The 13,162-nt window shown below is 67.3% G+C and carries 14 protein-coding genes; 7 read left to right on the top strand and 7 right to left on the bottom strand.

All coding sequences use genetic code 11. The features are described 5' to 3' along the window. Nucleotides 1-84 precede the first annotated feature (84 nt). Nucleotides 85-498: a rhodanese-like domain-containing protein gene (locus TX76_RS03725; RefSeq protein ID WP_049899231.1), complete on the top strand. Its 414-nt coding sequence runs from the start codon at nucleotides 85-87 to the stop codon at nucleotides 496-498. Between the two features lie 13 nt (nucleotides 499-511). Here the strand turns inward: TX76_RS03725 and TX76_RS03720 are convergent, their stop codons facing one another. From TX76_RS03720 to TX76_RS03700, 5 genes are all read right to left on the bottom strand, one after another. Beyond that, nucleotides 512-1,531 (bottom strand): deoxyhypusine synthase, encoded by a 1,020-nt coding sequence (locus TX76_RS03720; RefSeq protein ID WP_049899229.1) that lies wholly within the window; start codon nucleotides 1,529-1,531, stop codon nucleotides 512-514. A 67-nt stretch (nucleotides 1,532-1,598) separates the two neighbouring features. Further along, nucleotides 1,599-2,378: a Nif3-like dinuclear metal center hexameric protein gene (locus TX76_RS03715; RefSeq protein WP_049899227.1), complete on the bottom strand. Its 780-nt coding sequence runs from the start codon at nucleotides 2,376-2,378 to the stop codon at nucleotides 1,599-1,601. Between the two features lie 243 nt (nucleotides 2,379-2,621). Further along, nucleotides 2,622-3,437 (bottom strand): arginase family protein, encoded by an 816-nt coding sequence (locus TX76_RS03710; RefSeq protein WP_049899225.1) that lies wholly within the window; start codon nucleotides 3,435-3,437, stop codon nucleotides 2,622-2,624. Nucleotide 3,438: 1 nt separating this feature from the next. Next, on the bottom strand, nucleotides 3,439-3,813 hold the full coding sequence (locus TX76_RS03705; protein ID WP_049899223.1) for a translation initiation factor IF-5A: 375 nt from the start codon (nucleotides 3,811-3,813) through the stop codon (nucleotides 3,439-3,441). A gap of 59 nt (nucleotides 3,814-3,872) precedes the next feature. Then, nucleotides 3,873-4,946, bottom strand: a complete 1,074-nt coding sequence (locus TX76_RS03700) for an aminotransferase class I/II-fold pyridoxal phosphate-dependent enzyme (RefSeq protein ID WP_049899221.1) — start codon at nucleotides 4,944-4,946, stop codon at nucleotides 3,873-3,875. A gap of 123 nt (nucleotides 4,947-5,069) precedes the next feature. On the opposite strand from TX76_RS03700, the gene TX76_RS03695 reads away from it, so the two are divergent. Then, the gene (locus TX76_RS03695; protein WP_049899219.1) at nucleotides 5,070-5,738 is read left to right on the top strand and encodes a potassium channel family protein; all 669 of its coding nucleotides are present in this window, start codon (nucleotides 5,070-5,072) and stop codon (nucleotides 5,736-5,738) included. A gap of 185 nt (nucleotides 5,739-5,923) precedes the next feature. Here the strand turns inward: TX76_RS03695 and hjc are convergent, their stop codons facing one another. Next, nucleotides 5,924-6,349, bottom strand: a complete 426-nt coding sequence (hjc, locus tag TX76_RS03690; protein WP_049899216.1) for a Holliday junction resolvase Hjc — start codon at nucleotides 6,347-6,349, stop codon at nucleotides 5,924-5,926. Then, complete coding sequence (locus TX76_RS03685) at nucleotides 6,346-7,623, bottom strand: adenosylhomocysteinase (protein WP_049899214.1); 1,278 nt, start codon at nucleotides 7,621-7,623, stop codon at nucleotides 6,346-6,348. Before TX76_RS03685 ends, hjc begins: the two co-directional genes overlap by 4 nt. Nucleotides 7,624-7,727: 104 nt before the next feature. Between TX76_RS03685 and TX76_RS17460 the strand changes: the two genes are divergently transcribed. The 5 genes from TX76_RS17460 to TX76_RS03665 all read left to right on the top strand — a co-directional run bounded on the left by TX76_RS17460 (nucleotide 7,728) and on the right by TX76_RS03665 (nucleotide 12,891). Beyond that, nucleotides 7,728-7,937, top strand: a complete 210-nt coding sequence (locus TX76_RS17460) for a hypothetical protein (protein ID WP_154018989.1) — start codon at nucleotides 7,728-7,730, stop codon at nucleotides 7,935-7,937. A 55-nt stretch (nucleotides 7,938-7,992) separates the two neighbouring features. Continuing rightward, the gene (locus TX76_RS03680) at nucleotides 7,993-8,352 is read left to right on the top strand and encodes a hypothetical protein (protein WP_049899211.1); all 360 of its coding nucleotides are present in this window, start codon (nucleotides 7,993-7,995) and stop codon (nucleotides 8,350-8,352) included. Nucleotides 8,353-8,512: 160 nt separating this feature from the next. Further along, nucleotides 8,513-8,908, top strand: a complete 396-nt coding sequence (locus TX76_RS03675; RefSeq protein ID WP_049899210.1) for a type IV pilin — start codon at nucleotides 8,513-8,515, stop codon at nucleotides 8,906-8,908. Between the two features lie 106 nt (nucleotides 8,909-9,014). Further along, nucleotides 9,015-11,135, top strand: a complete 2,121-nt coding sequence (locus TX76_RS03670) for a PQQ-dependent sugar dehydrogenase (protein ID WP_049899208.1) — start codon at nucleotides 9,015-9,017, stop codon at nucleotides 11,133-11,135. A 73-nt stretch (nucleotides 11,136-11,208) separates the two neighbouring features. Continuing rightward, a complete protein-coding gene (locus tag TX76_RS03665; RefSeq protein ID WP_049899207.1) occupies nucleotides 11,209-12,891 on the top strand; it encodes a PQQ-dependent sugar dehydrogenase in 1,683 nt (560 codons plus the stop codon). Nucleotides 12,892-13,162 lie beyond the last annotated feature (271 nt).

Genomic DNA, 13,162 nt, shown 5'->3' with positions numbered 1-13,162 from the left:
GGACGCTGCGCCCCGACGAATCGTGGTGCAGGACGGACGTCACCACCCCCGAAGAGCTATCACCGAGACCACGAACGTGGGGTCATGAGCACTCTCGAACGATCGGCGTGGGGACTCGTCGAGGAGGCCGAACGCGACGTCGAATCGATCTCGGTCGACGAGTTCGAAGCCGAACTCGCCGCCGTCGAGACGATTGCTCTCGACATCCGCGACATCCGCGAGGTCTGGATCGAGGGGTCGATCCCCGACGCTGAGCACGCTCCGAGAGGTATGCTCGAGTTCTGGGCCGACCCGGAAACGAAGTACTACAAGGAGTTCTTCGAGCCCGATCGGCGATACGTCCTCTACTGCAACGAGGCCGGCCGGTCGGCACTCGCCGCCAAACGCCTCGCCGAGATGGGATACACTGACGTCGCCCATCTCGACGGTGGGTTCACCGCGTGGCAGGAAGCCGGTAGTGAGATCGTCGACGTTCCGCAGAAGGATTACAAGGGCTGATACTGCTACCCGACTACTGTCCGTCGACCCGTTCGCGCGCCCCCGCCACCAAGAGTGGCAGCGTGATCGTCGCATCGGCGTAGACGCTCGCGTTCCTGGCTGCTTTCTCCAGTTTTCCCCACGACCGGGCCTCCTCCAGGGTCGCCCCAGAGAGCCCGCCGGCGTGCTCGGGGTCCATCGTCAACTGGACGGCGTAGTCGTAGGCGTCGGGAGCGACCAGCATCGTCTGGAGGACGAAGTTCTTCGGGACGCCCCCGCCGATCACCAGCGCGCCCGTGCTCTCGGCTTCGTACGCGATGTCGTTCAGTCCGGACATGTCGCCGAGCGCGTCGAGCGCGAAGTCCGTGGTCTGGGAGTACAGCCACGCCTGAAGGCCGAGAACGGAGTCCTGAATCGCGGGCGCGTAGATCGGCACGTCGTGCTCGTGGGCGGTCGCCGCGATCCCCGCCCCCTCCTCGATGTCCTCGCGGTCGTTCACCGCCGCGTTCGCTCGCCCCAGCTCGTCGGTCAGTCGCTGGATCGTCACCCGTTTCTCGATTTCGGGGAAGACCTCGCTCCGGAGGTGCTCTTCGAGCAGCGTGAAGTGCTCCTGGGGAAGGTAGACGTCGTAGATCCGGTCGACCCACTCGTCGCGCAGCGTCTCGTCGTGCTCACGAGCGGTTCCGTCCCCGTGCTCACGGCCGTGGTGGTGTTTGCCGCCGATCGCCTCGATCGCGTCGTGGGTCAGGTTCGCGCCGGTGGTCACGAGCACGTCGATATGCCCGTCCCGAATCAGGTCCGCCACGATTCGGCGCATTCCCGCGGGAACCATCGCGCCCGCGAGCCCGACGAACGTCGTCACATCGTCATCGAACATCGCGGCGGTGATGTCGACTGCCTCGTGGAGCGCGCCCGCACCGATGCCCGCCTTGCCGTATTCATCGACGAGTTGTCCGACGGTCATCCCTTCTTGGACGGTGGCGTGTTCGATCGGATCGTGGCGGAACTCCTCGCGTGGCGGGACGTCCGCTCCCTCGTCGGTGTCGTCGGCCATACCGCCACTCGACCGGCGAGCGGTTTGAATCGACCGGCTCGATGGCCGATCCCTTAGAGCCCGCTCCTCAGAGCCCCGTCGGGCAGTCGAGAAACGTCGTCTCGACTCCCCACTCCTCGCTGAGAGACTGCAGCGAGCGCACTCCAAAGGTTTCGGTCGCGTAGTGGCCCGCGAGATAGACGTGGACCCCGGCCTCGCGTGCCTCGTGGTAGACTGCCTGTTTGCCCTCGCCGGTGACGAACGCGTCCGCACCGGCCGCGACCGCCTCGTCGAGCCAGTCCGCTGCACTGCCGGTGGCGATCACGACGTTCTCGATCCGGTCGGGACCGAAGTCGAGATGGCGGACGCCGCGTTCGGGGTCGCACTCGGCGGCGAGTCGGTCGTGGAGTTCGTCGGGCTCGAACCCGTCGGGCGCACGCCCCTGAAGGCCGATGTGCTCGGGGCCGAGCGTGCCGAACGGCTCCCGATCGCCGAGACCGAGCGCGTCGGCGAGCCCGGCGGCGTTGCCGATCTCGGGGTGGCCATCGAGCGGGAGATGCGAGACGTAGAGGGCGAGATCGTTCGCGAAGAAGGGCGCGAGCCGGTCGTAGGTGGAGCCGGTGGCGCGCTCGAACCCGCCCCAGAACAGCCCGTGGTGGACACAGAGCACGTCGGCGTCCGCGTCGGCAGCGCGTTCGGCGGTCTCGACCGCCGCATCCACCGCGAACGCCGCGCGCTCGATCGGAGGGTCCGCTCTCCCCGAGCCGTCGGGCCCGACCTGGAGCCCGTTCGCGCTCGCGTCGAGATCGGCGTACGCGTCGGTGCGAAGCCGGTCGTCGAGTCGGCCGCAGAACGTCGAGAGGTTCACTCCGGCCCATTCAGGCCGCGACGTTAAGAGCGTGTGTGTCGAACGGCGACCGTCGTGCCAACTGCGGGTAGCACGAGGTGACCACTGATGGGCAAGTTCAGGAAAGCACTCAGAGCGTGGCGGCGACTGCCGCGCAAGACCCAGCGACGCATCAAGCGCAAAGCACGCGGCCTCGTCGGCCGCAGCAGTGACTCCTCGAAAGAGCGACGAAAATAACCGATCCGGCGACCGTTTTTGCCGGCCTCAGTCGGCGAGCCGCGCGTCGGCGTGGCTGTAGACGAACTCCCGGAGGAGTTTCGCCCCGAGCGCGGCGGCCTGGCCGTCGTCGCGGTCGTTGACCTCGACGAGATCGAACCCCGATGCGTGGGGAGCGACCGATCGGACGACCGACTGGAGTTCGCGGGGTGCGAGGCCGAACGGCTCCATCGTGCCGGTCCCCGGTGCGAACCCGGGATCGGCGGCGTCGATGTCGAGGCTGCAGTAGACCTCGGTTGCGTCGTCGAAGTCGGGACTCCAGCCAGCGACGTCTTCGGGCGGCACTACTGTAACGTCGTCCGCGTCGGCACGCTCCCACTCTGCCTCGCTGCCGGCGCGCGCGCCGAGGACGACGGCTCGATCGGCGACGTCGAGCACGTGGCGCGTGACGGTGGCGTGGCTGTACTCGTCGCCCGCGTACGATTCTCTGAGGTCGAGATGGGCGTCGAGACAGACGAACACGTCGGGCTCGGTCGCGCGCACGCCCGCGGCGCTCACGGTGTGTTCCCCGCCGACGAGGATCGGCACGGCCCCGTCGTCGTCGGCGTCCGACAGGGTGCCGGCGAGGAAGTCGAGGTACTCCGTGACGTCCTCGAACGCGTCGAGATCGCCCGCGTCGTGGACCCCGAGTTCGGAGAAGCGCCGACCGGTTCGGCGGTCGTAGTCGTCGAAGGTTTCCGCGAACTGACGCACCCGCCGGGGACCGAAGCGCGCGCCCGGCTGGAACGTGGTCGAGCGGTCGAGCGGCGCGCCGCAAAGCACGTAGTCGGCGTCGTCGCGCTCGGCGCTCGCGTCGGGGAACACCTCAGACGATCTTGCGCTGCTCGTCCATCTCGAGGTACTCGATCTCGTCGTCGGGCGCGAGGTCGGAATCGCCGCTCGTGATGGTGAACGTCTCGTAGGTGTCGAGCGCCATCACCTGGGCGACGTCGTCGCTCTCGACGCTCACGACCTGGCCCTGCTTGCGCTGGATGATCGGCACCCAGACCTTCGCGTCGACGGGTTGGGTGAAGTTGCGCTTGTTCTCGTCGAAGACGCCCTTGCCCTCGACGCGGGCCTTCGCGCTGCCGTGCTTGCCCGGCTTCGCCGTGCTGTACGCCGTGATCCGGCACGGCGCGTCGTCGATCATCACGTAGCTCCCTTCGCCGAGATCGCGAACCTGCGTCTGCTCTCTGGCCATGCCCGTGATTGCTAACCCGGCAGTATAAACGGTTTGGAAGCGACCCTGCTGCCCTCGCCTCACTCGGTCGTTCGTGCTTCGATCATCCGACCGACCCGTTCGAGGCCCTCGTCGAGCTCGTCGGCCGGGAGCCCGAACCCGATCCGGAACCGGTCGTCGAACCCGAAGACGTCGCCCGGCGCGAGCACCACGCTCTCCTCGTCGACCACCGTCCGGCAGAACTCGCGGGCGTCCGCGAACCCGTCCGGGATCGTCGGAAAACCGTTCACTCCCACCGGATCGTGCCAGTCGAGCCCGTGCTCGTCGACGAACTCGCGGACGATCTCGTGGTTCCGGCGGGCGTGCGCGCGGTTCTCGTCGAGGATCGTCTCTTCCCGGCCGAGCGCCTGGCGCGCGACGTGCTGGCCGAAGATCGAGGGCGAGATCGTGGTGTAGTCCTTCCAGCGCCGCGCCGCGGCGGCGATCTCGGGCGGGCCACACAGCCAGCCGAAGCGCAGCCCGGCGAGGCCGTAGGCCTTCGTGAGGCTCGTCGTGGAGATCCCCCACTCGCCGAGGCTCGCCACGGGCGGGAGGGGATCGTCGGCGAGCAGGCGGTACACCTCGTCACAGAGCAGGTAGGCGTCGTTGTCGGCCGCGAGATCGTAGAGCGCCGTCACCCGATCCCAGGAGTGATACCGTCCAGTGGGGTTGTTCGGGTTGTTCACCACGACGAGCCTGGTGTCTGGCTTGATCGCGTCGGCGACCCGCTCGACATCGAGTCGCCAGTCAGGCGGTGCGAGCTCGACACGGGTGACGTCCGCGATCGCTGCGGGGAGCGCGTGGAGTGACTGGTAGGTCGGGGTCACGACCACCGCGTGATCGCCGGGGTCGAGAGTCGCGAGCACAGTGAGAAGATTGGCCTCCTGCGTGCCACAGGTGAAGAGGAGGTCGTCGGCCGAGCGGTCGTAGCGCTCGGCGACCCGCGCCCGGAAATCGGGGTCGCCATCGGTCGGGATCACGTAGCCGAGTTCGCCGGGATCGGTATCGAAGCGCGAGGCGTCGAGGCTTCGGATGCCGCTCTCGGCGAGCATGATGTCGGCGTCGTGTTCGTGCTCGTCGAACCAGCGTTCGAGCGCGAACGGTTCGATCTCCATGTGGCGGTGACGATCGGCGTCGGCAAAAATTCGAGGGATAGCGGCGTTCCGTGCGACGGCGATCGATGCGAGTGAACGTCGAGGGGGTTGGTGTTTTTAATCCCCGGTGGCGTACCGGGCCGCATGAGATGTGTGATCGTCGGCTACGGTCGCGTCGGCATCCGGACCGCACAGATCCTCGCCGAAGAGGGGCATAGCGTGCTCGTGATCGACGACGATCCGGCGAAGGTCGAGCGCGCTCGCGAAACCGGCTTCGCGGTCATCGAGGGCGACGGCGCGGCGGACGAGGTACTCGCCGAGGCCGATCTCGACACCGCCGACGCGGTCGCGGGGCTCACGGGCGATCCCGAGACCAACTTCGCGGTGTGTACGACTGCGAACGATCACGGCTGTCGCACGGTGTTGCGGATCAGCGAGGAGTTCAGCGAGGACGTCTACCAGCAGTACAGCGAGGGCGTCGACGAGATCGTCTACCCCGAGCAGCTGGGGGCCGCGGGCGCGAAGACCGCACTCCTCGGGGGTGACTTCAACGTTCTCGCCGACATCACCGAGAAGCTCGCGGCGACCACCCTCACCGTTCCCGAGGGGTCGCCGGCGATCGGCGAGCGCGTCGTCAGCCTCGACGTCCCCGAGGCGGCGCGGATCTACGCCCACGGCCGGGCGGGCGAAGCGATGGAGATCCCGCTGCCGCGCACCGCGATCGAGGCCGGCGACCAGCTCGCAGTGGTCGCCGAGCCGGACGCCGTGACCGTCGTTCGCGACCGGCTCCGTGGGGACACGGGCGAGGCCTGACGGTCGATCGGCAGGAGCGTCGAAAGAGCACGAGGAGGGGGAGGGCGTCGCAGCGGGAACCGTTTGCGGGGCGCGCGAGTGGGAGGATGGGGGATTCGAGGCCGTCGGCGCGCCCGAATTTGGCCACGATCGGCCGGGACTTAAATCTACGTCAGACGCTCGCATGACGACCGTCGAACCGCGGCTCAGGCGTCGTACTGGTCCAACTGCGTGCGCGCCGACTGACCGGTGAGTTCGTCGAGGTCGGTGCCCTCCCCGAGCGCGGTCTCCTTCTTGACGCGGTAGTTGCCGCCGTCGGTGACGTGGAGATCGCCGGGGTGAAAGAAATACCACGCCTCGCGGTCGAACCGCACTCCAATACGGGGTTTCGCGCCGAAGTTCCGCGCGAAGTAGACCAGCGCCTCGACCTCCTCGCCGGTGAGATAGATCGGGTCGCCGGCGGAGGATTTCGCCTCGATCGCGTAGAAATCGCCGTCGTCACCGGCGAGCACGTCGGGGAGTTCGCGGTCGGTCGCGCTGCCGCTCGCCGGCGCGCGCATCACCGCGAACCCCGCCTCGTCGAGTTCGTTGACGAGTTCGCGCTCCCGACGGTCGCCCTTGGCGTTGCTCACGTTCCGTGATCCCAACTGCCCATGTACTCCGTCTGTTCGTCGGAGAGATCGTCGATCGCGAGCCCCTCGGCGTCGAGTTTGATCTCGGCGACCTCGCGATCGAGGTCGTCGGGCACGTCGTGAACGCCCGGCTCGTACTCCTGCCTGCTGAGCTCGCGGACACAGACTGCCTGCACGCCAAAGCTCTGATCCATCACCTCGACCGGGTGGCCGAGCGCGACCGGCGCAGCGAGATTCACGAGTCGACCCTCGGCGAGCACGTTCAGCCGGGTGCCGTCGTCGAGTTCGTACTCCTGCACCCCAGGCCGCACCTCGCGGGTGCTCGCCGCGAGATCCGAGAGGCCGTCGAGGTCGATCTCGACGTCGAAGTGGCCCGCGTTCGCGAGCAGCGCGCCGTCGCCCATCCGCTCGAAGTGCTCGGCGGTGATGACGTCGCGGTTGCCGGTCGTGGTGACGAACACGTCGCCCTCGGCGGCGGCCTCGGCCATCGGGAGGACCTCGTACCCCTCCATGTGGGCCTCCAGGGCGCGCCGCGGATCGACCTCGCAAACGACGACCCGGGCGTTCTGGCCGGCTGCCTTCTTCGCGACGCCCTGTCCACAATAGCCGTAGCCCGCGACCACGACGGTCTTCCCCGCAAAGGAGAGATTCGTCGTCATCGCGATCGTGGCGAGCGCGGACTCGCCGGTGCCGTGGACGTTGTCGAACAGCCGCTTCATCGGCGTGTCGTTCACCGCGAACACCGGATAGCGGAGCGCGCCGTCGTCGTCCATCGCGCGCAGTCGGTGGACGCCCGTCGTCGTCTCCTCGCAACCCCCGAGGATCGAGTCGATCAGTTCGGGGTAGTCGTCGTGGATCGCAGCGACCATGTCCATCCCGTCGTCCACAGTGATAGTGGGCTCGTGGCCGATCACGGCCTCGATCGCAGCGTAGTACGCCTCGTCGTCGACGCCACGCTCGGCGTAGGAGGTGATCGCGTCGTGGGCGTCGAGCGCCCTACTCACGTCGTCGTGGGTCGAGAGCGGGTTGCAGCCGGTAATGGCGATCTCCGCGCCGGCGGCGGCGAGCGTCTCGGTCAGCACGGCGGTCGTGGCCTCGACGTGCATCGCCATCCCGATCCGTTCGCCCGCGAGGGGCTGGTCGGCCTCGAACTCCTCACGGAGCGCACGCATGATCGGCATATGCTCGCGCGCCCAGTCGATCTTCTGGCGGCCCGACTCGCGGGCAGTTTCGGGATCGTCGATACGTCCGGTGATCGGCGCGGCGTCGGTCATGCCCGAATCGAGGATCAGGGCGCTCAAAACGCTACCGGACCCTACTTCATGGCTGGCTAACAGCTACCGAAAAGTCTAGATAGGAGGAAGCCAATACGAGGCGCATGGCCACAACCCAGGAAGCTACCACTAATCGCAAGATTGCCGCCAACCTACCAGACAAGCGCACCTACGAAGATGCAGAGACAGCCGAACTGGATAAGGCACTCGTCGAAGCGATCCAGCGTGCTGAAGACGCCAACAACGATTATCTTGCTCATCTACTCCGCAACGAGTTGGAATCGGTCTACCACGGGAGCAAAATCGATCTTTGAGACAGTTATGTTAACTAGATCCTAGATTTTTAAGCTCGCCAGACTGTGCTGTGGTATGGCATCAGATGATGAAGTGAAAGCGGAAGTCCGGAATCTTATTCTCAATCACCAAGGAGCAGCGAACCCGATCTCATCGCGACAGATCAACGACGACATCGAAGTCGATGACATCGGCTCATTCCCCAACACGCGATCCATCGTCCGTGAGTTGATTTTTGAGGAGGGGCTACCGATCGCCTCTGGCAGTAATGGATACTATCTTATCGAAACCGAAGCTGAGCTCGTCGGTTATACCGAGAGTCTCGAAAGTAGAGTTCTCAATATCACGGATCGAAAAGCTGCAGTCATTAGAGCTGCCCGAGGGTGGCAGGGCGAGATCGAACCGGACGATGATTCTGATTTACTCGGCAAATGAAGTATATTTTTCTGATATAAGATAGGCTCCAACAAGTCTATGACCAGCCGAACCTACCAGCAAGGCCCTTTTTGCCATTGCGGTCCCTACGCGGCGTCAATTAGTGTCCAGTTTTCCCTCTCGGCTATCGAACGCACGCCACGGAGAACCGTGAGAATACATGGCTGACGACGGCGATCGGCTGCTGAACGTCATCGGGGCAGCGCTCGTCGTCGCACTCGTGGTGGTGATCGTCGTCGGCGTCGTCATCGCGGTGAACGTCCCGGCGAACCGGGTCGATCCCCCGGACGCCGAGTGGTCGTTCCACCAAGCAAACGAGACGCACGTCCGGATCACGCACGACGCCGGGGAGGCCGTCGACGGGGCAGCGCTCGTCGTGACCGTCGACGGGTACAGCCGTCACCCCCCGTGGAGTCGTGAGGTCCGCGCGGGCGAGGCCGTCGCGGTCGAGGCCTCCCGCAGCCAGGTGGTGCGGCTCTACTGGGACGGCGGGCGCAGCGATCGGGTCCAGCTGGCGAGTCGGTACGGCACGGGAACGCGGACATCGACGGAGTGACGGGCACAGCGCACTCGGCGATGTCCGGCGGTTGCGCCGGCCGAGTCCGTCAGGGCTTTACTCGGGCAGCCGTTGGTTTTCTTCATCCAACGGCTCGGCGAATACGATGACAGGTGATCCACGCACACGAGAAGAGTTCCAGACGTCCCGCCGCCGGTTCCTCGGGGCGACCGCGGCCGGCGCGCTCGCTGGCGTCGGCGGCGTCGGCAGCGCTGCGGCCCAGTCGCCTGAGATCATCCGACTCGGCGGCGAGATCGCCGGCTGGCAGGGGCGTGCGCCCGAGTCGATCGCCGGCGAGACGAACCCTACCCTGAGCCTCGAAGCCGGCACCACCTACCGCGTCGTCTGGGAGAACATCGACGGGATGGGCCACAACTTCGCGCTGCTCGATTCCGAGGGGAGCGTCCTCGAACGCACCGCGGTGATGAGCGAGGAGAGCGAGACCCAGGCCCTCGAATTCACCGCGAGCGAGGAGGTGACCGAGTACGTCTGCGAGCCCCACAGCGGCACGATGCGCGGAGCGATCTCCTTCGGCGACGGATCGGGGATCGAAACCGAGACTACGACCGAGACGTCCGATACCGAGGAGAGTCCCGTGCCGCAGGGGCCGACCGTCGGGCTCGACACCGTCGCCGACGGGTTCCAGGTGCCGACCGACTTCGCGAGCGCGCCAGGCGACGGCCGTCGGTTCGTGGTCGACCTGCCCGGCCAGGTGTACACCGTCGCATCGGGCGGCGGGCGCGGGGAGCCGTTCCTCGATATCGCCGATCGCCTCGCCGAGCGCACCGGCGAGCGCGGGCTGCTCGGGATCGCCTTCCACCCCGCGTTCGACGAGAACCGGCGCTTCTTCCTGCGCTACAGCGCCCCGCTGGCCGAGGACGCCCCCGATGGGTTCTCACACACCGAACTCCTCTCGGAGTTCCGCGCGACCGAGGACGCGAGCGGCGTGGTCGACGGCTCCGAGCGACCCTTGCTGGCGGTCGACGAACCCACGAAGTATCACAACGGCGGCGCGCTCGCGTTCGGGCCCGAGGGCTATCTCTACGCCTCGTACGGCGACGGCGGCGGGTCACGGGACACCGGCCTCGGTCACGCCGCGGACTGGTACGAGGAGAACACGGGCGGCAACGGGCAGGACGTCGGCGAGAACCTCCTCGGCTCGATCCTCAGAATCGACGTCGATCGCGAAGGAGAGGAGAAACCCTACGGGATCCCCGAGGACAACCCGCTGGTGGGCGAAGCCGGCCTCGACGAGCAGTTCGCGTGGGGGTTTCGCAACCCGTGGCGGATGGGGTTCTCCGATGGCGAACTCTACGTCGCCGACGTCGGCCAGAGCCGGTTCGAGGAGGTCGACCGGGTCGTGAAGGGCGGCAACTACGGCTGGAACGTGAAGGAGGGCACGCACTGCTACAGCACCGCGAACCCGAGCGAGATCCCCGCCGAGTGTCCCGATTCGACACCGCAGGCGGTCCGCGACGGCGAACCGCTCCGCGATCCCGTGATCGAGTACCCCCACTCCCGTGACGGCGAGCCGATCGGACTCTCCGTCATCGGGGGGTACGTTCACGAGGGATCGGTCGACGCACTCGACGGCACGTACGTCTTCGGCGACTACAGCCAGGACGGCAGTCCCCAGGGATCGCTGTTCGCGGCGACGCCCGCCGAGGAGGGGCTGTGGCAGTTCGAGAAGCTCACGATCGCGGGGGCCGAGGACGGCGAGCTCGGCGGGTACCTGATCGACATCGGTCGGGACGACGCCGGCGAACTCTACGCGCTGACCTCCGCCGGCGACCTCGGTGGGGCGGTCCACAGGCTCGTTTCCGGGGAGCTGGACCAGGCGACGGCCACGGGGACGACCCAGACGCGAACCGAGACGTCTGCAATGACCGATCCGGGAACCACCGAGACGGCAGCGACGAAGACCGACGGGGCGACCGGCACAGAGGGGACGACGGCGCGTGCGACCGCAACCGGGACAGTCGAAGCGACGACTATGGGGCGGGCGACGGCCGAACCGACCGCCGCAGGACCGAAAACGACCACGGCGGCCGCTACCGAAACCAGGGGGACGGAAACGACCACGACGTCAGGAGGCGAACCGACATCGGTGAGCGCGACCGGAACGGGCGCGAACGAAACGAGCGACGCCGAGGGGCCCGGGTTCGGCGTCCTCGCAGCCCTCGCCGGCCTCGCGGGCGTCGCCGCACGCCGCCTCGTCGGGCGGTAGAACGGGTTCGGGGACTCTCGGTCGATTTCCCGTGGCGTCAGGCCTTTGGTCGAACGGCCACTCGATGTCGGTAGTGAACCACACGACAGCAGCGGGGAAGGGCGACGACGCCGAGAGAAACCGTTCGGCGGTGTCCCGTCGCCGACTGCTCCGAACGACCGTGGCCGGTGCAGTCGGTGCAGTCGTCGGTCTGGCTGGCGGTGGTGGGCCCATCGCGAGCGGGAGCGCGGTCGCACAGGACGGTGGCCCCGTTCCGGAGGGGCCGACCGTCGGGCTCGACACCGTCGCCGAGGGGTTCGAGCAGCCGGTCGACTTCGCGACCCCCTCGGGCGACGACCGTCGGTTCGTGGTCGATCGGCCCGGCCAAGTGTACGTCGTCGACGCGGACGGCCGGCGCGAGGAGTCGTTCGTCGACGTGAGCGATCGGATGACGCCCGTCGAGGGCGAACAGGGCCTGCTCGGGCTTGCCTTCCATCCCGAGTTCGGATCGAACGGCCGGTTCTTCCTGCGCTACAGCGCGCCGTCGACCGACGAGACGCCCGACAGCTACTCCCATACGGCGGTGCTCGCCGAGTTCCGCGCGAACGACGACCGAACTGTCGGGCGACCCGACACCGAGCGCCGACTCCTCGAAGTCCCCCAGCCCCAGAGCAACCACAACGCGGGCGCGCTCGGGTTCGGTCCGGACGGCTACCTCTACGTCCCGTTCGGCGACGGCGGCCGGGCCAACGATGTCGGGACCGGCCACGCCGAAGACTGGTATGACGAAAACGAGGGCGGCAACGGTCAGGACGTGACCGAAAACCTGCTCGGGAGCGTCCTCCGGATCGACGTCGACAGCGAAGGGGAGGACAGACCCTACGACATTCCGGACGACAACCCGCTGGTGGGCGAAGCCGGCCTCGACGAGCAGTTCGCGTGGGGGTTTCGCAACCCGTGGCGGATGGGCTTCTCGAACGGTGAGCTCTACGTCGGCGACGTCGGCCAGAACCGCTACGAGGAGGTCGATCGGGTCGTGAAGGGCGGCAACTACGGCTGGAACGTGAAGGAGGGCACGCACTGTTTCAGTACGGGCGACGAGGCCGACGAGTGTCCCGATTCGACGCCCTCGGACGTCCGCGACGGCGAACCGCTCCGCGATCCCGTGATCGAGTACCCCCACTCCCGCGACGGCGAATCCATCGGCATCTCGGTCATCGGGGGGTACGTCTACGACGGCACGATCGACGCGCTCGGCGGCAGGTTCGTCTTCGGCGACTACAGCCAGGACGGCAGTCCCCAGGGATCGCTGTTCGCGGCGACGCCCGCCGAGGAGGGGCTGTGGCAGTTCGAGAAGCTCACGATCGCGGGGGCCGAGGACGGCGAACTCGGGGGATACTTGCTCGACGTCGGTCGGGACGACGACGGCGAACTCTACGCGCTGACGGCCGGCGGCGATCTCGGCGGTGCGGTCCATCGGATCGTCCCGTCGCGCGGATCGCCGGAATCGACGGGAGCCGCAAACGACTCCACGAGCACGAACGGGACCACCGGCACCGACGGAGCCACGGTCGGGAACCGAACGACGGGGGCGGCGACGAAAACCGTCGACGAAGGGCGGACGACCCTGACCGAAACGGCTGGGGCCGGAGCGGGGACCGAAATCGAATCGCGCGCCGGCGAAGGGACGAGCGCCGGCGAAGGGGCTGGCTTCGGCGTGGTCGCGGCGTTCGCGGGCCTCGCGATCGTCGTGGTACGTCGACTCGCCGGCGAGTAGCGAGCCATCCGTCGAGCGCCTCGGGGCTTTCGAGCCGTTTGCGGTCGCTGTCGTGGTTACTGTCACGTCGGTCGCTATCGCTATCGACGAAACCGCTGCGATGCCGATGCAGATGAGAACCGCAAGCCACGAGCCTCCCCAGCCCGATTCCTTCGCGTCGCTCGCTTCGCTCACTCCGCTCAGTCATCCCTCGCACGGTGTCGCGCGCCGATGAACGGCGTCTGCTCACGGGCGTTCGGAAATCGCCGCGCGAAGAAGCCGTCCCGCTCGA

The organism is Halococcus agarilyticus, assembly GCF_000334895.1.
Taxonomy (GTDB): Archaea; Halobacteriota; Halobacteria; order Halobacteriales; family Halococcaceae; genus Halococcus; species Halococcus agarilyticus.
The sequence above is the reverse complement of the archived record's forward strand: the minus strand, read 5'-3'. Positions and strand labels throughout refer to the sequence as shown.